Genomic DNA, 19,864 nt, shown 5'->3' on the forward strand with positions numbered 1-19,864 from the left:
ACCCTAACCCTCTCCCGGGGGGAGAGGGGACTGATTGGGGGATATTGGGGAAGTACGCCGACGTGAACGAACTGTTCTGAATCCATAGTCGACTGGTTTTTTCAGGTCGATGTATAGCGAAAGACACCTCGGTAGGCTCCCTCTCCCTCCGGGAGAGGGCTGGGGTGAGGGCAGCTCTTGATCTTGCCACCTCAATCCGGCTGAAACGGCGACTCACTCAAAATCACCCCGGTCTCCTCCACATACCGCTGCCAATGCTCGATCAGCGCTTCAAGTTTCTGCGGCTGACTCGACGCCAGGTCATGAATCTCCCCCGGATCACTACCGAGATCGTAAAGCTGCCAGGTTGCCGGCCCCACCGGGCCGGGGATCCACACCGCCTTCCACTGACCCTGCCGAATCGCCCGGCGCCCGAACAATTCCCAACCGGTGACCGTGTGTTCGTCATGCACCTGCGCCGTCTCGCCGGACAGGAAGCCCAGCCACGATTTACCACGCAACGGCGCCACCGGTTTGCCGTGCCACTGCTTGCCGGGATGCCGCACGCCGGCCAGATCGAGAATGGTCGGCGTGATGTCCATCACCGTGCCGAAACCATGGCTGATCTGCCCCTTCAGCGGCAGTTGCGGATAGTGCAACAGTGCCGGAACGCGAATCCCGCCCTCGGTGGTGAACGCCTTGAACAGGCGCGACGGCGCGGTGGCCACCTGCGCCCAGTTCGGCCCGTACCAGACGTAGGAATTGGCGCGGCCGATGTTGTCGAGGCTGTTGTCGTAGTGCTGGCTCAGGTAGGTCACCAGCTCCGGACCGAATTTCGGGAAGGCTTCCAGCAGCGCGCCTTCGGCACCGTTGTCGGACATGAACAGGATGAAGGTGTTGTCGAGCTGGCCCTGCTGGCGCAGGTAATCGACGACGCGCCCGATGTTCCAGTCCATACGCTCGACCATCGCCGCGTAGACCTCCATCGCCCGGGCGGAAATCTGTTTTTGTTCATCGCTCAGCGCGTCCCATTGCGTGGTCAGCTGGATCAGCGGATGCGGCTCGACATCCGGCTCGATCAGCCCCAGCGACTTGAGCTTTTCCAGACGCTCGAGGCGCAGCACTTCCGGCCCCGCGTCGTAGCGGCCGCGATATTTTTCGACGATGTCGGCGGGCGCCTGCAACGGCCAGTGCGGTGCGGAAAACGGCAGGTACGCGAAGAACGGCCGGCTCTGGTCGCGCTCCTTGAGGTACTGCAACAGCTTGTCGCCGAACGCGTCGGAGGAATAGAAATCCTTGGGCAGTTCGTCGATGAACCTGTCGTCCTCGATGTACAGCGCCGGGGTGGATTTCAGCAGGCCGGGTGTGTGTTCATCGTAGGTCGGTTCGAATCCGTAGTGATTCGCCGCGCCGGGCAGCAGCGAGAACGAGCGCTCAAAGCCTCGGGCGTGAGGCGCCAGTTCGGCGGTCAGGCCCAGGTGCCATTTGCCGCTCATCAACGTCTGATAACCGGCCTCGCGCAGCAACTCCGGCAACGCCACGACACGGTCGTTGAGATAGCCTTCGTAACCCGGTTTGCCGATCAGCTCCGGGGTCAGGGTTTCGGCCATGGTGCCGATGCCGGCGATGTGGTGATCGGTGCCGGTGAGCAGCATCGAGCGGGTCGGCGAGCAGGTTGGTGCGGTATGAAAATCGGTCAGGCGCAGGCCATTGTTGGCCAGGGCATCGAGGTTCGGCGTGGCGATTTCGCCGCCGAAGGCTCCGATGTCGGAGAAACCGAGGTCATCGGCCAGAATCACCAGAAAGTTGGGACGTTGCGGCATCGACAGGCTCCTGTTCAGCAGGCAATGAACGACAGCGGCAGATCGCGGATCTGCACCGGTGCGCTCGGTTGGTAATGGTCGTCACTGGTCAGTTCGTGCAGCAGTTCTTCGCGCAGCTGATGGAAGTCGAAACTGCTGCGCTGGCGCGGATGGGGCAGGGCGATGTCCACCACCCGCTTGATCCGGCCGGGGCGCGGTTCCATCACCACCACGCGGTCGGCGAGGAAAATCGCTTCCTCGACATCGTGGGTGACCAGAATCGTGGTGATCTTTGCCCGCTCGCGGATCGCCAGCAGTTCGTCCTGCATCTGCTGGCGGGTCAGCGCGTCGAGGGCGCCGAAGGGTTCGTCGAGCAGCAGGATTCGTGGGCTTGCCACCAGCCCGCGAGCAATCGCCACGCGCTGGGCCATGCCGCCGGAGAGTTGATGCGGGTAGGCGCGGGTGAAGTCGCGCAGGCCCACCAGTTCGATGAAATCGTTGACGCGTTGCTGCTTTTCGGAGGCAGCCAGCGGCTCGTTGACCAGGCCCAGGCCGATGTTGTCGGCCACCGTCAGCCACGGGAACAAACGGTGCTCCTGAAACACGATGCCGCGCTCGCCGCCAATGCCATTGACGGCTTTGCCATCGACGCTGATCTGCCCGCGAAACTGCGTGTCGAGACCCACCAGCAAACGCAGCAAGGTGGATTTGCCACAGCCGCTGGAACCGACGATGGCGACGAATTCGCCCTCGGCGATGTCGAGGTTGAATTCGCGAATCGCCTCCAGTTCGAAACCGTCGACGTCAAAAGATTTGCCTACATGGTTGAAGCTGACAATCGGTGCGTTCATGCGTGTCTCCAGCGGGTGGCGCGGATTTCCAGGCGTTCGCCAATGAGGTTGAGCAGGGCGCCGGTGAGGCCGACCAGCAGCATCCCGGCCATGATCAGGTCCATGTGCAGCAGTTGTTGGGCGCCGATCATCTGGCTGCCGATGCCGCCGTTGGACGGCATGAAATATTCGGCGCCGATGGTGCCGAGCCAGGCGTAGATCAGGCTCAGGCGCAGACCGGCGAAAATCCCCGGCGCGGCGCCCGGCAGGACCAGTCGGCGCAGGCGCTGAGTGAGGCTCAGGCGCAGCACCTGCGCGGCTTCATTGAGTTGCGGCGAGAGGTTGGCGACGCTGCGTTGAGTCGCGACAAACAACGGAAAGAACGCGGCGAGGGCGACGAACACCCATTTCGCCAGTTCGCCCAGACCGAACCACGCGGTGAGCAGCGGCACCCAGGCGAAAATCGCGATCTGGCGCAGGGCGGCGAGGGTCGGGCCGAGTACGCGTTCGCTGGTACGCGACAGACCCAGCAACAAACCCAGCACGAGGCCGAGGCCGCCGCCAATCAGCAAGCCGCCGAGTGTGCGGCCCAGGCTCAGGGCCATGCCCGAGATCAACGTGCCGTCGAGCAATCCGTTTTTCGTCGCCTCAAGCACCACCCACGGGCTGACCAGAATGTTGGCATCGATCCATTGCTGATCGACCGCCAGTTGCCACAACGCAAACAGCGCCAGCGGCAGCAGCCACGGCTGTACGCGCTGCCAGCCTTCGTAGCGCGGGCCGCGACGAATCTCCGCCGTGGCCGGGTGCGGCCAGTGCACCAGTTTTTTGTCCAGCAGACCGATGCCGCGATCCATCGCCACGCCGATCAGACCGATCACCACGATGCACACGAAGACGATGTCGAGCATGAACAGCTGTCGCGCCCAGACCATCAGGTAACCGATGCCTTCGCTGGAGGCCAGCAGCTCGACGGCGAGCAACGAGGTCCAGCCAGCGGCCAGCGCCAGACGCACGCCAGCCATGAACGCCGGGAGGGCGGCGGGCAGCACCAGTCGGCGGATCAACAGTCGTGGAGGCAAACGTAAAACAGCGGCGGCTTCGCGCAGCTTGGGTTGCGCATCGCGCACGCCGACCAGCGTATGCAAGGTCACCGGAACCACGATGGCCTTGACCAGCACCACCAGTTTCAGCGTTTCGCCGATGCCGAAAAACACCATGAACAACGGAATCCACGCCAACGTCGGCACTTGGGCCAGGCCGGCGAATGTCGGGAAGATCAGGCGCTCGAGGCGGCGGCTGAAGCCCAGCGCCGCACCGAGCACTGCGCCGGCGCTAACACCCGCCAGCAGTCCCCAGAACAACCGTTGCAGGCTGATCCACAAATGACTCCACAACTCGCCCTGGGACAGTTCGATCGTGCTGCTCCACACCAGTGACGGCGCGGGCAGGATCTGTTCGCTCATCCATTGATTGCGCGCCGCCAGCCACCACAGGGCGAACAGTCCGAGCGGTAATATCCAGGGTAAAACGCGGTGGCTCAGGCTTGGCCAGGTGCGCCGGCTTTTCAACGGCGGTGCGGCCAGTGGCAGGCTGAGCAGGGATTCACGGGCCATGGGTGACCTCCGTTGTCGGGTTGGATCGTGTCAGCGGAATTAGCTAAAAACCAATTGTTATAAGTGAGTTGGAAAATAATCATTTTGGAGATAAGCAGCGCCATTTAAGGCCTCCAGCCCTGCGCGCATCCAATGCATTCGAAGAATATTTTCGATGCTCTCCATGCATACGGCTCTGCATGTCCCGACTTTGCTGGCTTAGCTTGAAAAGCTATAAAAATGTGCTTTTTAAGTATTTAAACGTTGATACGGAATGTGCCTACTTTCGGCTCCTCAATGCCCGCCGTGATCAGGAGCCGCACCCATGAACCTTCCCTTCAAACGTGTCATCAGTCTGTTTGCCGCGCCGGCACTGGCGGGTCTGCTGGCGTTCTCTGCCCAGGCCGACGAGCTCAAGGAAATCAGGATTGCCGTGCCTGATCTGAGTGCGGGTACTCAACACAGCGGCGGGGGCATCGTGGACGTGTTGCGCGATCAGCAGATCTTCGAAAAGGCTTTCGCCGATCAGGGCATCAAGATTCAGTGGAGCTTCTTCAAGGGCGCCGGACCTGTGATCAACGAGGCGTTCGCCAACGGTCAGGTGGATCTGGCCTATCTCGGAGATCTGGCGGCCATCATCGGCAAGTCCAACGGTCTGGATACGCGCCTGCTCAGCGCCAGCGCCCGGGGTGTGAAGCAATACCTCGGCGTGGTGCCTGGTTCGGGGATCAAGACGCTGCAGGATCTCAAAGGCAAGCGCGTGGCGATCTTCCGGGGCACCGCGACCCAGTTGTCGTTCGATGCGGCGCTGGCCAGCGTGGGCCTGAGCGAGAAGGACGTGAAGGTGATCAACCTCGATTTCAACGCAGCGGTTGCGGCGCTGGCGGCGAAGCAGATCGATGCGTCGTGGGGCAGTTCCGGGTTGACTGCATTGCAGGCCAAAGGCCTGGCCGAGTTGCCGCTTAACACCAGGGATCTCGGTGGCGCCGGCAGTGTGCAGTCGGTGCTGGTGGGCACCGGCAAATTTGTCGACGGGCATCCGGAAGCCGTGGCGAAGCTGCTCAAGGCGCAGCAGCAGGCGGTGGAGTGGTTGACTCAGGACAGCAACAAGGACGCTTACGTGCAGCTTGTGTCGGGACTGGCTAGTTATCCGCCAGTGATCCTCACCCAGGATCTGAAGGATCAGAATCTGAGCGAAGTGTTCCCGTCGACACTGGATCCGCTGTTCCTCGAAAACCTGCAGGGCAAGGTGGATCTGGCGGCGCAGCAGAAGCTGATTCGCAAGCCGTTCAAGGTGAACGAGTGGGTGGCGCCTGAGCTGGCGGCTGCGAAGCTCTGAGTCATGTGGTCATTCCTGCGCAGAGCGTGGGAATGACCCTCAAACCGCGACGCTGATCGCCTGTTTATCCACCGCCACCAACGTCTCGATCATCGCCCGCGCTGCCGGTGACAGCCGGAATCCCGTGCGGCTCACAATCCCGCACCGCGCATTCATGCTCTCCAGATTCTGCGGCAGATTGCGCCAATGCAGCAGCGCCAGCGAGCCTTGGGCGATGTCCTCGACAAACGCCTCTTCAGTGCCGACACCAATCGCGTTGGATTGCAGCACCACTTTCACCAGCGCCGGAAAGTGCTCGGTCTCGATGGTAGGCGAAAAGTCGATCCGTCCGCTGAGATTCGCCAGCAGTTTGCGAATGCCTGGCGGGATCAGCGTGGTCGCCAGCGGGTAGTCGAACATGTCGTTGGTCGACAGGCTTTCCTTGGCCAGCAGCGGATGCCCCGGCCGGCAGAAAAACACCCCGCGCTTGGGCGTCAGCGGCTGGGTCTGGAAGTTCGGGTCGGACTCGAAATGGCGGATGTCGGCGATGAAGAATTCGATCTCTTCGCGGCTCAGGGCGCGGCTGAGTTTTTCCCAGTTATCCACCTGAAAACAGGTGCGCACTTTCGGGTGCGCATTGATGAATTGCGCCACCGCATCCGGCACCAGTTTCACCGCTGGCGCCGGGCCGCAACCGAAATGCAGTTCGCCGGCGTCGAGCTTGGTCATCTGCGTCACTTCGGCGCTGAGCAACGCCGCGCCCTGCACCAGGGTCAGGGCGTGTTGCAGCACCACTTGGCCTTCGGGTGTCGGGCGCAGATCCTTGTTGCCGCGATCCACCAGCACGCAGCCGAACTCCTGCTCCAGCCCTTGGATGCTGCGGCTGAACGCCGGTTGAGTGATGCCCATGGCGTCAGCCGCGCGGACAAAACTGCGGTGTTCGTTGAGGGCGATGAAGTAGCGCAACTGGCGAAGATCCATATGCTTTTCCGGCATCCTAAAAATAGCTCGAAGGCATTTGCGACGAGGTTGCTTGAGGTTTTAAATGCAAGCTCTTATTCCGTCAACGAAGCATGTGAATATCTATTAGATGTAAATGGAATATAGATAGAGCGTTGTTTCGCTGCCGTCCAACCGCAAGCAGTCGATGAGGGTCTACCCATGAGCAATGCCGCACTCGCTGTAAAACCCGCTGTCCACGCGCTGGATATTCATCCGGTGGCCGGCCGTATCGGCGCCGAAATCCGTGGCGTGCACTTGTCCGGTGAGCTGGATGCCGCGACGGTTGAAGCCATTCAACAGGCGCTGATCCAGTACAAGGTCGTGTTCTTCCGCGAGCAGACCCAGCTCGACGATCAACGTCAGGAAGCCTTCGCGCATCTGCTCGGCGAGCCGGTGGCGCACCCGACCGTGCCGTCCCGCGAAGGCACCCGTTATCTGCTGGAACTGGACGGCGCCGAAGGGCAGCGCGCCAACTCGTGGCACACCGACGTGACCTTCGTCGATGCCTACCCGAAAGCCTCGATCCTGCGCTCGGTGGTGGCCCCGGCGTTCGGTGGCGACACGCTGTGGGCGAACACCGCGACCGCGTACAACGAACTGCCGACTGAATTGCGTGAGCTGGCAGACAAACTGGTGGCCGTGCACAGCAACGAGTACGACTACGCCGCCGTGAAGCCGGACGTGTCGGCGGAGAAGCTCGAGCGCTATCGCAAGATCTTCACCTCGACCGTCTACGAGACCGAGCACCCGGTGGTGCGTGTGCATCCGATCAGCGGCGAAAAGAGCTTGCTGCTGGGGCATTTCGTCAAACGCATCAAGGGCTATTCCCAGGCCGATTCGGCGCACCTGTTCGGCTTGCTGCAAAGTCATGTGATCCGCCAGGAGAACGTCGTGCGCTGGCGCTGGAAGGCCGGTGATGTGGCGATCTGGGATAACCGTTCGACGCAGCATTATGCGATTGATGATTACGGCACTCAGGATCGGGTGGTGCGGCGGGTGACGCTGAAAGGAGAAGTGCCGGTCGGGGCGAATGGGCAGCGTAGCCAGACCATCAAAGGGCGTGAGTAAGAGCAGAAGATCAAAAGCCCCTCACCCCCGCCCTCTCCCGGAGGGAGAGGGAGCTGACCGAGATGTCTGGCGCCATACATCGACCTGAAGGATCAAGTCGATTATGGATTCAGCAAAGCTCATACAGGTCAGCGCAAATCACCAATATCCCGCGGTCAGTCCCCTCTCCCTCCGGGAGAGGGTTAGGGTGAGGGGGCTCTTGCTCTTGCCTTCGCTCGATCACTACCAAACGCCAATCTGAACGAGCTTCTCGGTCTCGGGCTCCCCATAGCGAAACCGCTGCCCGCGCAAATCAATCTCCTGATGACTGATCGTCGTGCGCCGCTTCAACCCGCGCACCCACTCGAACAGATACCCCGCATGCTCCTCGCGCACCGCCGCATACGCCTGGTCCGCGCCCAGATCCTGCAGCTCCTGCGGATCATTCAACAGATCGAAAAGCTGCGGCCGGAAGCCGTCATACGCCAGGTATTTCCAGCGCTCGCTGCGCACCATGGTCATGCGGCAACGGTCGATCGGCTGGCCCAGTCGCTCCCGCGCCGGGGCCTGGAAGGCGTAGTCGTATTCGCTGATCGCATAGCGGCGCCAGTCCGGGTTTTCACCGTGCAGCAGCGGAATCAGCGAGCGACCTTCCAGGCGATGCTCGGCGCCCGTCACGCCCAGCGCGTCGAGAAAGGTCGGCACGCCGTCGATGGTTTCCGCCAGGCGTTCATCCACCGTGCCCCGCGTGACATCCGCTGCCGTACGCGGATCGCGCACGATCAATGGCACGCCCACCGCCTGCTCCAGCAAAAACTCCTTCTCGCCCAGCCAGTGATCGCCCAGGAAGTCGCCGTGATCGCTGGTGAACACGATCAGCGTGTCCTCCCAGCGGCCGTTGCTTTGCAGGAAATCGAACAGCCGCCCCAACTGATCATCGACCTGTTTGACCAGGCCCATGTACGTCGGGATCACGTTCAGTCGTACCGGATCTTTGGAGAAATTCAGGCTTTCCTCATGCTGGCGAAAGGCCTGATAGACCGGGTGGTCGCTTGGAGAGGCATTACGTACCGGTTCGAGAATCGATTTCGTACTGTAAAAAGTGTGGTACGGCGCCGGTACGATGTAGGGCCAGTGGGGTTTGATATAGGACAGGTGTAAAAACCACGGTTTTTCACCTTGCTCACCGATGAAGTCGATGGCTCGATTTGTAGTGTAGACAGTCTCTGAATGTTGCTCGGGAATTCGTGCCGGCAAATGGGCATTACGCATTTTCCAGCCGCTGAGGATTTCGCCGTTGTCGCCTTCGGCCGCGTTGGCCCAGTCATGCCAGGGGTTACGCCCTTCGAAACCCTGCTCGCGCAGGTAGTGGGTGTATGGCGCGGATTCGCGTTTGTCATCGAACAGCGGGTTGTCGGGGAAGATGCCGTCGTGACGAAAGTACGGCTCGAAGCCGACTTCATTGAGCACTTCGGCCTGGGCGCTTTCGGGGTTGATCGCCAACCGCTGCAAGGCGTCCACATTGGCCGTGGCGTGGGTCTTGCCGACCAGCGCAGTACGAATGCCGTGGGGCCGCAGGTAATCGCCGATGGTCAGTTCTTCCAGCGGCAGCGGCACGGCGTTCCACGCCACCTGATGGCTGCTGACATAGCGCCCGGTGTAAGCCGACATCCGCGACGGTCCGCAGATCGTGCCCTGGGTGTAGGCGCGGCTGAAGCGCACGCCGGCAGCGGCCAGGCGATCGATGTTTGGGGTGTGCAGGTGCGGGTGGCCGTAGCACGACAGGTAATCGCGGCGCAGTTGATCGCACATGATGTACAGAACGTTGCGCACAGGGTTTTGCGGGTTGGACATGGGGTTCACCAGTCAGAAAGACAGGCGAGGTTTTTCGCTTTCGGCGAGGGTGTTCGGCAAGTGCATTCGGGGAATGCTTGCCATGCATGAAACGCATGGGCTCAGACGGCGAGGTTCGCCAGTGAACACACCTCCTCATCCACCGCATCGATCGCCTTGATCTGCTCGATCATCGCCTCGGCCAACGGCGACAGCCGATACCCGGCGCGGCTGACAATTCCGTAACGGGTGTAAAGCTCCTCCAGATCATCCGCCAACCCTTCGACCTTCAAGCACACCAGTTCACCCCGCGCTTGATGCAGTGCATCCGAATAGGCGCCAACGATGCCGATTGCATCGGAGCGCAATACAACGCCGAGCAGGCTGGCACTGTTTTCACATTCCACATTCGGAACGAAATCCGGGCGGCCACTGAGGTCGACGATGACCTTGCGCAGATTCGGCGGACGAATGCTGACGGCCAGTGGATAACTCATCAATTGCTCGGCCGTGACCCGATCCGATGCGGCCAGCGGATGCCCGGCGCGGCAGCAGAAATGCCATTTGCGTGGCCGCAAGCGGTGGGTCAGATAATCCGGATCTGCTTCGAAGTGCCGAGTGTCGGCAACGAAGAATTCGAACTCTTCGCTCAGCAGCCGTTTGCTCAGGCTCTGCCAGTCATCGACCTGGTAATGCACTCGCGCTTTCGGGTAGCGGCCGATGAAGCTGCCGATCGCTCGCGGGATCAATCCCGCCGCTGGCGCCGGGCCACAACCGAAGCGCAATTCCCCCGCCTCCAATCCGTTGAACTGGCTGATCTCGTTGGCCATCTGCTGCGCACCGCTGACCAGTCGCCGCGCGTGTTCAAGCAGCACCTGGCCCTGTTTGGTCGGCGGCAATTCCTTGCGTCCGCGATCCACCAACTGGCAACCGACGCTGTGTTCCAGCGCCTGAATGCTGCGGCTGAATGCCGACTGCGACAGGTTCACCGCCTGCGCGCCCGCGACGAAGCTGCGTTGTTCGGCGAGGGCGATGAAGTGTCTGAGTTGGCGCAAGTCGATATGCATTTTTCACATAAAAAATATCCGGGAAATGCATTGGATATGCATTGGGTCGACTCCTTATAAAGGCAATCTCTTATGCAGTAAATCTTTGTAAAAACATAAATAAATAACTTAAAAGAATATGCGGCACGGAAGATGTCTGCGTGTTTTTTGACCAGGAGCAGCCCCATGAGTCCGTTGAATCTCGCTTCACCGCCGCCGCCACGACGGCTCAAACGTCTGCCTCTGGCCCTGTTGCTGGCGGGGAGTGCCAGCTGGACCCACGGCTACGCCGCTGAAACGGAAACCCCTGTGCCAGCACCGGCCGGCAAGACCGCGACCGCCACTTCGCAACTGGAAACCGTGACCGTCACCACCCGCCGTCGAGAAGAAAGTTCTCAGGACGTGCCGACGCCCATGAGCGTGGTCAGCGGCCAGACTCTGGAGACGCAAAGGGTCTACCGGATTCAGGATCTGCAGCAACTGGTGCCCAGCGTCAACGTCGCCTACATGCATGCGCGCCAGTCCAGCGTGTCGATCCGGGGCCTGGGCAACAACCCGGCCAGCGATGGTCTGGAAGGCAGCGTCGGGCTGTACATCGACAACGTTTATCTGGGCCGTCCGGGGATGGCGGTGTTCGATCTGATGGACATCGAGCAGCTCGAAGTCCTGCGCGGGCCGCAGGGGACGTTGTTCGGCAAGAACACCACCGCCGGCGTGATCAACATCAGCACCCGCGCGCCGAGTTTCACCCCGGAGCGCAGCATCGAAACCTCGGTCGGCGAGGACGGTTATTTCCAGACCAAGGGCACGATTTCCGGGCCGCTCAACGATCAGTTGGCCGGACGCATCTCTGCCTATCGCACCCGCAGCGACGGTGACATCAAGAACGAATTCAACGGCCATGATTTGAATGGCGGCTCCCGCGACGGCTTCCGGGCGCAACTGCTGTTCAAGCCCAACGAGAATTTCAACCTGCGCTGGATCGGTGATTACAACGAAGAGGATTCCAGCGCCGGCACCCGCGTGTTGTACAACACCGGGCCGACCATCAATGGCGTCAATCTCTACTCGGCCCGCGCCGCCGCTGCCGGCGCGACGCTGGTCAACGGCTCGCACCGCAAGGTCAATCTGGACAATGATCAGCACGTCACCGTGCATCAGGGCGGCACGTCGGTGGAGGCCAACTGGACCCTGCCGAGCGACTTCACCCTGACCTCGGTCAGCTCCTACCGCTTCTGGAATTTCACCCCGCGCAACGATGATGGCCTCAACGTGCCGGCAACCTACAACGCCGGGGTGTCGGTGGAGGACAAACAGTATTCCCAGGAATTTCGTCTCGCCTCGCCCAAGGGCGAGTTCTTCGATTACGTCCTCGGTGCCTACTATTTCGGCTCGGACCTGGACAACAAATCCTTCGCCTATTACGGCCCGCAGGCAGACATCTGGAACGGCACGCCACGGGGCGCGCTGGCCAACGTCAACAGTGTCGGCCGTGGCCATATCAAGACCGACAGCTTCGCGTTGTTCGCCCAAGGCACCTGGCACCTGACCCCGCGACTGGATTTCACCGCCGGGGTGCGTGGCACTTATGAAGAGAAGAACGCCTGGGTCAATCGTGATGCGCCGGTCGGTGGCGCCGCTGTCACGGGGGCCGCAGCCACTGCGCGACGCGGCCGGACCGGTGCCTACGATTCCGGCGACCTGAACCAGTACAGCTCCAGCCCGTCCGGATTGCTCAACCTCAGCTATCGCTTCACCGATGATCTGCTCGGCTACGCCACGTTGTCTCATGGTGAAAAATCCGGTGGGGTCAACCTTGTGGTCGGCTCGGCCCCGACCGCTGGTGCCGACTCGCTGCTTATCGGTACCGAGCGCGCCAACAACGCCGAACTCGGTTTCAAGAGCACGCTCTGGGATCGCCGTTTGCAGCTCAACGCCAACGTGTTCTGGACTCAGGTCAACGCTTACCAGACCAACGCCTACGACGACGTCAACCGTGTGCAATACCTGACCAACGCCGGTTCGGTGCGCTCGCGCGGCGTGGAGTTCGAGAGCACCGTGATCCCGTTGCGCGGCCTGACGCTGAACTTCAACGGCTCGTACAACGACGTCAGTTACCTCTCGTACAAGGACGCGCCGTGCCCGCCGGAAGTCAGCCAGGCACCGGGTGCTCCGGCCTCTTGCGACCTCAGCGGCCATCAGGTGGTCGGCGCCTCGAAGTGGATCGGCAACGCCAACGGCAAGTACGAATGGAATCTGAATAACGGCCTGCAACCTTACGTCACCGGCAGCTACGCGTTCCGCTCCAAAGCGGTGGGCACGGTCGAAGATTCCGACTACGGCCAGATCCCGAGTTACGCGGTGGTCAATCTCTCCACCGGCCTGCGCGGCGATTTCAATCAGGGTCAGTGGGATGTCTCGCTGTGGCTGAAAAACGCCTTCGACAAAACCTACTACACAACCCTGTGGACCGGCGGCAACGGCGGCTATGAAGGCCTGCTCGGCACGCCGCGCACCCTCGGTGTCACTGGTCGCTACGACTTCTGATCGATCCTTCAAGGAGCTGCATCATGTTGCGCATCAAAACCGCTTTACCGGTGTTGTTGTCCGGCGCAGTGCTCAGTGCCGGGGCGCTCGCCGCGCCCAGCGTCTACCCCACCGGCGTCACCCGTTACGACCCGGCCAAGGCCTTCAATCAGTATGTGATCTTCAGCGGTGCCGACAAGCAGACGCACCTGATCGACATGAACGGCAACGAGGTCAAGAACTGGCCTCAGGCCGGTTTCCCGTCGGCGATCATCGACCCGCAACTGGTCGGTGGCGAGCGCGGCCATGTGTTGCTGCAACTGAGCGAAAAGGATCCGGGCAAGCTCGGTTCCGCCGGCAACGGCCTCGGCAATCAGAGCGTCGGCGAGCTGGACTGGAATGGCAAAGTCGTCTGGCAATGGGGCGACAAGGCCCCCGGTGGGGCGGCGCAACAGCATCACGATCAGCGTCGCCTGAGCAACGGCAACACCGTGGTGCTGGCGAACAAGGTGCACAAGGTCAAAGGCTTCAAAGTGCCCGAGGTGATTGACGATGCGATCTATGAAGTCAGCCCCGCCGGCGAGGTGAAATGGCAGTGGCTGGCGTCGGATCACTTGAACGAATTCGGCTTCACCACCGAGCAGTTGAAGCTGGTTCGCGCCAGTGAAAATCCGGATTATCTGCACATCAACAACCTCAGCCTGGTCGGGCCGAACAAGTGGTTCGATGCCGGCGACAAGCGCTTCAACCCGGACAACCTGCTGATCGATTCGCGCAACGCCAACTTCATCGCGATCATCGACAAACACAGCGGCAAGGTGGTCTGGCGCCTGGGGCCGAATTTGCCGCTGGCCAGTCCGAAAACCGCGCAGAAAATCCCGCGCCCGGTAGACCAGTTCGTCGGCCAGCATGACGCGCACATCATCCCGGCCGGACTGCCCGGCGCGGGCAATCTGCTGGTGTTCGACAACCAGGGTTCGGCGGGTTACCCGAACGTCACGCTGGGGCTGATTTCCGGTTCGCGGGTGCTGGAGATCGACCCGGTGAAAAATGAAATCGTCTGGCAGTACAGCGCGGCGAATTCGAAGCAGCCGGGGTGGGCGTTCTACAGCTCGTTCATCAGCAGCGCGAGGCGCTTGCCCAACAGCAACACGCTGATCGACGAAGGCATGAACGGGCGGTTTTTCCAGGTGACCGCCAGTGGTGAAAACGTCTGGGAATACGTCAGCCCTTATCTGGGCAAGGCACCGGGCAGTGACGCGATCAGCAACTGGGTCTATCGAGCCCTTCCTGTAAGTTATGACTGGGTGCCGGCGGGCACGCCGCGTTCGGAGACAGCAGTGATTGCGCCGGCCATCGGCGTGCAACAGACCAATGCCAGTCGTTAGTTATCAAGATTGTTCACCGTCGAAACCAGGACTGTTGAGCTTGTGAAGCAATAAGAAATTCAGTCATCGAAGGCCGATGCATTAAACATGCATCGGCCTTTTTTGTTTGGTTATTTCCAAGATCCGATGCCTTGGATGAATACTTTTTATGCCGGGAAAGCATGTCGATTCTGACGAATCGCTGGAAGCCTTGCAGGCCGTGGCTATGGCGGAAATGACCGTTTCACATATTCCGAAAGCGTCTATTCATAACATGAAAGATTACTTTCGGAGATAAGCCGCTGGCCCAATGATTGACCCATCGATCACGCCGTGGGGGATTCAACAAGCGGCGAATCGGCTAAGCGAAAAAACGCAAAGAGACCGCAGGGAGTAAATCAATGGGCAATGTCCAGACCGCCGCCAGTGCACAGGAGGTGCTGTGGCGCCAAGCGCCGAGTGGCGAGTTGGTCGATCTCGGCCGGCCCCATCGCGTGCCGTTGGGGCAGCTGCGTTTGCAGCGCGCGCCCAAGGGCATTCTGAGCCGCCGCGAAACGATTCTGCTCGGCGTTCTGGCGCTGGTGGTGCACGGCGCGGTGATCTACTGGATCAACCAGCATCCGACACCGGCGCTGCCGATCGTGCCGCCGGAAATTCCGCCGATGACCATCGAATTTTCGCGCCCGGCGCCACCGGCACCACCTGTGGTTGTACCGCCGCCACCGGCACCGGTGGTCGAGCCTCCGCCACCGGTGGAGGACGAACTGGCAACCAAGCCACCACCGAAACCGAAGCCGATCCCCAAACCGAAACCGGTCGCCAAACCTGTACCGAAACCAGCGCCAAAAGCGGTCGAGCAACCACCGGCGCCGCCACAACCGGCCACTCCGGTCGCCGCGCCCGCGCCACCTGCACCACCGGCGCCTGCTCCGGTGACGCCGGCCTCGGCCAACGCCGCGTACCTGAAGAACCCGGCGCCGGAGTATCCGTCGCTGGCCCAGCGTCGCGGTTGGGAAGGCACGGTGTTGTTGCGGGTGCACGTGTTGGCCAGCGGCAAACCGGGCGAGATCCAGATTCAGAAAAGCAGTGGCCGGCAACAGCTCGACGACGCGGCGCTGGACGCCGTGAGGCGCTGGAGCTTCGTGCCGGCCAAGCAGGGTGATGTCGCCCAGGACGGCTGGGTCAGCGTACCCATCGATTTCAAGATTCATTAAACCGAAACCAATTTCGCGCTAAACGTTTACACGAGGGAACACATCATGACGTTACTGGCATCTCCACTGGAATCCATCGAAAGCGCGGTGATCTGGCTGCTGGTGGTCTTCTCTGTCGCCACTTGGGGCCTGGCATTGCTCAAGGCTTTGCAGTTCGGCCGGTTGAAGGCGCAGGACCGAAAATTTCACAAACGCTTCTGGGCGGCGTCGAGTCTGGACTCCGCCGCCGAGTTGAGCGAAACCCAGCCCGGCGCGGCAGCGCGGGTGGCACAGGCCGGTTATGCGGCGATACAAGTGGGCGAGGCGCCGCAGGCCAATGACCTGAGCCAGGCGATCAATCATCAGGATCGCCTCGAACGTGCCTTGCGCCAGCAGATCGTCCGCGAGCGCCGTTCGCTGGAAACCGGTCTGGCGGTGGTCGCGAGTATTGGCAGCACCTCGCCGTTCATTGGTCTGTTCGGCACGGTGTGGGGAATCATGGAAGCGTTGAAAGGCATCAGCGCGGCAGGTTCGGCGAGCCTGGAAACGGTCGCAGGGCCCATCGGTGCAGCGCTGGTCGCCACCGGGGTGGGGATCGCGGTCGCGGTGCCGGCGGTGCTGGTTTACAACTACTTTTTGCGTCGTCTGAAACTGACGGCGGCGGACCTGGACGACTTTGCCCACGACTTCTACAGCCTGGCGCAAAAGAGCTCGTTCCGCGTACTGATCCACCCGACCGCGCACAAGGCTGCGGCCCAGGGCAACGCAACAAAAGTGAAGGAGGCGTCCTGATATGGCCTTCTCCACGCAAGACAGCGACGAGGTGCTGAGCGAGATCAACGTGACGCCGCTGGTGGACGTGATGCTGGTGCTGCTGGTGGTGTTCATCGTCACCGCGCCGCTTTTGACCAACGCGATACCGATCAACCTGCCGAAAACCGAAGCGGTGGCGCCGGTCGAGCAGAAAGACCCGTTGGTGGTGAGCATCGACGGTGCTGGAAAACTGTTTATCAACAAGGACGAAATCCAGCCGGACCTGCTGGAGTTCAACCTCAAGTCGGCCAAGGCCAAGGACCCGGAAGTGCGCGTGCAATTGCAGGCCGACGACGGGGTGAATTACGGCGAAGTGGCGCGAGCCATGGCTTCGATTGAGCGGGCGGGCATCACCAAGCTGTCGGTGATCACTGCACGATAAGGGTTTCACGTTTTTCCGGGGCCGTCTCCTTGGCAGGGTGCGGCCCCTTTTTTTGCCCAATGCTTAATATGCTTTTCAGGTCTTAATAAATAGCTTCTTATTCCTTAACGAATATATATCCCGTCCCTATACTCGTTCAGGAACAGACACGACGCAGGAGAGCTCCCCCATGCGCAACGAATCAATCCGTTATCTGATTGTGCCGGGCTGGCAAGGATCGCCAGAAGATCATTGGCAAACCCACTGGCAGAACAGCCTGCCCAACAGCGCGCGGGTGGAGCAGGCCGACTGGCTGACGCCGCGTCGTGAAGACTGGGTCGCGGCGCTGGCCGAGGCGATTGCCGCCGACAGCTCGCCGGTGATTCTCATTGCTCACAGCCTGGGCTGCATCACCGTGGCGCACTGGGCTGCTACTGTGCCACTGCATCATTTGCGTCAGGTGCGCGGGGCGCTGCTGGTGGCGCCGGCGGATGTCGAGCGTCCGGCGTGCGTGCCGGCACTGCGCAATTTCGCACCGATCCCGACCGATCTGCTGCCGTTCCCGAGCCAGGTCGTCAGCTCCGACAACGACGCCGCCGTCAGTGCGCCGCGTGCGCTGGAACTGGCGCGCAACTGGGGCGCCGAGGCGGGAATTCTCGCAGGTGCCGGCCATATCAACGTGAAGTCCGGGCATCAACGCTGGGAGCAGGGATTCGCTTATCTGTATCGCCTGCAAAACCGCATGGAACACCACGCCCGGCGCCGTGCCTGACCACTTTTGTTTTTTCAACGCCCCCGTCTCCCGGCGATTTGGGGCGGGAGTCTGCCATGAGTTTTGAAACCTTCGGCCAGCCGTTGCTGACCTTTCCCGATGCGGAAAAAAGTCCCCTGAGCATTCGCGCCAAGGCGCTGGTGTTTGTCGATCCACGCTCGCGCCAGTTGCGCGAGGAAATGGCGCAGCTCGCACCACGCTCGATCTCGGTGTTGATTCGCGGCGAGACCGGCACCGGCAAGGAATTGCTCGCCCGCCACATCCACCGCGCCAGTGATCGCAGCGGGCTTTTTGTCTCGGTCAATTGCGGCGCCATCAGCCCGACCTACGCCGATGCCGAATTGTTCGGCTACGCCGCCGGCAGCTACAGCGGCTCGGCCAGCAGTCGCGCCGGCTGGTTCGGCTCGGCCAACGGCGGCACCTTGTACCTGGACGAGATCGGCGACCTGCCGCTGCCGATCCAGATCAAGTTGCTTTCCGCCCTGGAAAACCACGAAGTCACCCGCGTCGGTGCGCATCAACCGAGCCCGGTGGACGTGCGCCTGGTAGCGGCGACCAGCATCGATCTGGCGCAAGCGGTGGCGGCAGGGAAATTCCACGAGCGGCTTTATCACTATCTCAGCGAAGGCCATCTGGAACTGCCAGCGTTGCGCGCGCGGGTCGGCGACATTCTGTCGTTGGCCGAGTACTTCCTCGGCATTTACAGCCAGCGCCTGGACCTGCCGGTGCCGCTGATCAGCGAGGCGGCGCAACAGGTGCTGGAGCAACACAGCTGGCCGGGCAACACCCGGGAGCTGGAAAACGTCATTCATTTTGCGCTGCTGGTGAGCACCGGCGACGAAATCCTGCCGGAGCACCTGAACCTGCCCGAGGTGTCTGGGCCGCTGGTTCAGATCGAGCGTCAGGTGGCGAGCGTCAGCCTCAACGGCACTGCCGACGAACGTAAGGCATTGAAAGAATTGCTGTTGAGCCTGAGCGAGGCGTTGTAACCATTTTGTTCAACATGAACAAAATGGAATATGAAGCTGAATAAACGTTATTGTCCGGGAATAAAAAATCCCGGTATTGTCCGCTTCACGCCAGCAGTAGCACATCGCTGGCACACGTATTAATGCCGTCGTCGATGACGACCGATTTTCGATAAGGACACTGCATGAAAAAGGTTCTGTTGTTTACCGCATTGGCGGCTGCTCTGACTGCTTCCCTGGCCCAGGCCGGCGAGAAACTGGTGGTTGCTGCGACGCCGGTACCGCACGCCGAGATCCTCGAACTGATCAAGCCGACCCTCGCCAAAGAAGGCGTGGATCTGGAAATCAAGGTCTTCACCGACTACGTACAGCCGAACGTACAGGTGGGCGAGAAGCGTCTGGACGCCAACTACTTCCAGACCAAGCCTTACCTGGACAGCTTCAACGCCGGCAAATACAAGGACGACAAGGCCAAGTACCTGGTGACCGTGCAAGGCGTTCACGTTGAACCGTTCGGTGGCTACTCGAGCAAGTACAAGACCCTGGCTGAACTGCCGGACGGCGCCACCATCGCCATTCCGAACGAAGGCAGCAACAGCGGTCGCGCTCTGATCCTGCTGCAGAAGGCTGGCCTGATCGAGCTGAAAGATCCGAAGAACGCCCTGGCGACTCCAAAAGACATCGCCAAGAACCCGCACAACTTCAAGTTCAAGGAACTGGAGTCGGCCCTGCTGCCGCGCGTTCTGAAAGAAGTCGATCTGGACATGATCAACACCAACTATGCACTGGAAGCCAAGCTGAACCCGACCAAGGACGCCCTGGTGATCGAAGGTGCTGATTCGCCTTACGTGAACTTCCTGGTTGCCCGTGAAGACAACAAGAACAGCGACGCCATCAAGAAACTGGCCGCTGCCCTGACCAGCCCTGAAGTCAAAGCGTTCATCGAGAAGAAGTACAACGGCGCGGTACTGCCGGCGTTCTGATCCGACGCAACAGCAACCCCCTTCAAGGTTGAAAAAAAACGCCGATGATTAGCGATGGTCATCGGCGTTTTTTTTGCGTGTGGATAACTCAGGCAGCGCTGGTTTTCAGCGCCCTGCGCAAAGCCACCAGCCATTTCACGAAATCCTGCGGGTCCGGTCGCTGCGGCACTTTTACGTCCATGTTCTCTTCCTTGTTATGGGGTTGGCCGGGGGAGTCTGGCCAAAAGCTGTTCGTCCTTGGAGGGCTTTTACGAAAAAAAGATCCGTCCTACAGCGAAAGGAAAAATAGCCTTCTTATTCTGTCGGGGCAAACCCGCAGGATAGTTTTTTGCGTGATATCAATATGCTTTAACGGTATTTAAATTCTTTTTCTTATACCTTTAAAGTCGGTGCCTGCCGGACAGTTACCCGCTGTCCATGGACTGCACC

Annotated in this window: 16 protein-coding genes; 10 read left to right on the plus strand and 6 right to left on the minus strand. The window is 60.9% G+C overall.

What is annotated here, in order from left to right:
• Nucleotides 1-191: 191 nt before the first annotated feature.
• From C1X29_RS24295 to C1X29_RS24305, 3 genes are read right to left on the minus strand one after another with little or no spacing between them, the layout of a single operon-like run.
• The gene (locus C1X29_RS24295) at nucleotides 192-1,802 is read right to left on the minus strand and encodes an arylsulfatase (protein ID WP_102718539.1); all 1,611 of its coding nucleotides are present in this window, start codon (nucleotides 1,800-1,802) and stop codon (nucleotides 192-194) included.
• 14 nt (nucleotides 1,803-1,816) lie between these two features.
• Complete coding sequence (locus C1X29_RS24300) at nucleotides 1,817-2,632, minus strand: ABC transporter ATP-binding protein (protein WP_102718540.1); 816 nt, start codon at nucleotides 2,630-2,632, stop codon at nucleotides 1,817-1,819.
• Entirely contained in the window at nucleotides 2,629-4,227 is a 1,599-nt protein-coding gene (locus C1X29_RS24305; protein ID WP_102718541.1) for an ABC transporter permease, read from the minus strand. The genes C1X29_RS24300 and C1X29_RS24305 overlap by 4 nt, the downstream gene beginning before the upstream one ends.
• 304 nt (nucleotides 4,228-4,531) lie before the next feature.
• Between C1X29_RS24305 and C1X29_RS24310 the strand changes: the two genes are divergently transcribed.
• Complete coding sequence (locus tag C1X29_RS24310; protein WP_102718542.1) at nucleotides 4,532-5,545, plus strand: ABC transporter substrate-binding protein; 1,014 nt, start codon at nucleotides 4,532-4,534, stop codon at nucleotides 5,543-5,545.
• Nucleotides 5,546-5,584: 39 nt separating this feature from the next.
• Here C1X29_RS24310 and C1X29_RS24315 read toward each other — a convergent pair whose 3' ends face one another.
• Nucleotides 5,585-6,505 carry a LysR family transcriptional regulator gene (locus C1X29_RS24315; protein WP_041475105.1) on the minus strand — a complete coding sequence of 307 codons (921 nt, stop codon included), beginning with the start codon at nucleotides 6,503-6,505 and terminating at the stop codon, nucleotides 5,585-5,587.
• 180 nt (nucleotides 6,506-6,685) lie between these two features.
• Here C1X29_RS24315 and C1X29_RS24320 point away from each other — a divergent pair, with 180 nt between their 5' ends.
• Entirely contained in the window at nucleotides 6,686-7,594 is a 909-nt protein-coding gene (locus tag C1X29_RS24320; RefSeq protein ID WP_102718543.1) for a TauD/TfdA family dioxygenase, read from the plus strand.
• A gap of 222 nt (nucleotides 7,595-7,816) precedes the next feature.
• On the opposite strand, the gene C1X29_RS24325 is transcribed toward C1X29_RS24320, so the two are convergent.
• Both C1X29_RS24325 and C1X29_RS24330 read right to left on the minus strand, forming a co-directional pair.
• The gene (locus C1X29_RS24325) at nucleotides 7,817-9,427 is read right to left on the minus strand and encodes an alkaline phosphatase family protein (protein ID WP_102718544.1); all 1,611 of its coding nucleotides are present in this window, start codon (nucleotides 9,425-9,427) and stop codon (nucleotides 7,817-7,819) included.
• 101 nt (nucleotides 9,428-9,528) lie between these two features.
• A complete protein-coding gene (locus tag C1X29_RS24330) occupies nucleotides 9,529-10,473 on the minus strand; it encodes a LysR family transcriptional regulator (RefSeq protein ID WP_039764502.1) in 945 nt (314 codons plus the stop codon).
• 165 nt (nucleotides 10,474-10,638) lie between these two features.
• Between C1X29_RS24330 and C1X29_RS24335 the strand changes: the two genes are divergently transcribed.
• From C1X29_RS24335 to C1X29_RS24370, 8 genes are all read left to right on the plus strand, one after another.
• Entirely contained in the window at nucleotides 10,639-12,999 is a 2,361-nt protein-coding gene (locus tag C1X29_RS24335; protein WP_102718545.1) for a TonB-dependent receptor, read from the plus strand.
• Nucleotides 13,000-13,022: 23 nt separating this feature from the next.
• Entirely contained in the window at nucleotides 13,023-14,366 is a 1,344-nt protein-coding gene (locus tag C1X29_RS24340) for an aryl-sulfate sulfotransferase (protein WP_102718546.1), read from the plus strand.
• A gap of 380 nt (nucleotides 14,367-14,746) precedes the next feature.
• On the plus strand, nucleotides 14,747-15,559 hold the full coding sequence (locus C1X29_RS24345; RefSeq protein ID WP_102718547.1) for an energy transducer TonB: 813 nt from the start codon (nucleotides 14,747-14,749) through the stop codon (nucleotides 15,557-15,559).
• 45 nt (nucleotides 15,560-15,604) lie between these two features.
• Nucleotides 15,605-16,330 carry a MotA/TolQ/ExbB proton channel family protein gene (locus C1X29_RS24350; RefSeq protein ID WP_007952775.1) on the plus strand — a complete coding sequence of 242 codons (726 nt, stop codon included), beginning with the start codon at nucleotides 15,605-15,607 and terminating at the stop codon, nucleotides 16,328-16,330.
• Between the two features lies 1 nt (nucleotide 16,331).
• Nucleotides 16,332-16,733 (plus strand): biopolymer transporter ExbD, encoded by a 402-nt coding sequence (locus C1X29_RS24355; protein ID WP_003220570.1) that lies wholly within the window; start codon nucleotides 16,332-16,334, stop codon nucleotides 16,731-16,733.
• A 169-nt stretch (nucleotides 16,734-16,902) separates the two neighbouring features.
• Nucleotides 16,903-17,484 carry an alpha/beta hydrolase gene (locus C1X29_RS24360; RefSeq protein WP_102718548.1) on the plus strand — a complete coding sequence of 194 codons (582 nt, stop codon included), beginning with the start codon at nucleotides 16,903-16,905 and terminating at the stop codon, nucleotides 17,482-17,484.
• Nucleotides 17,485-17,540: 56 nt separating this feature from the next.
• Nucleotides 17,541-18,473 (plus strand): sigma 54-interacting transcriptional regulator, encoded by a 933-nt coding sequence (locus C1X29_RS24365; RefSeq protein WP_064592681.1) that lies wholly within the window; start codon nucleotides 17,541-17,543, stop codon nucleotides 18,471-18,473.
• Nucleotides 18,474-18,637: 164 nt separating this feature from the next.
• Nucleotides 18,638-19,435, plus strand: a complete 798-nt coding sequence (locus tag C1X29_RS24370) for a MetQ/NlpA family ABC transporter substrate-binding protein (protein ID WP_011331930.1) — start codon at nucleotides 18,638-18,640, stop codon at nucleotides 19,433-19,435.
• The last annotated feature ends 429 nt before the right edge of the window (nucleotides 19,436-19,864 follow it).

The organism is Pseudomonas sp. GW456-12-10-14-LB2, assembly GCF_002884345.1.
In the GTDB taxonomy this organism is placed as follows: domain Bacteria; phylum Pseudomonadota; class Gammaproteobacteria; order Pseudomonadales; family Pseudomonadaceae; genus Aquipseudomonas; species Aquipseudomonas paraglycinae.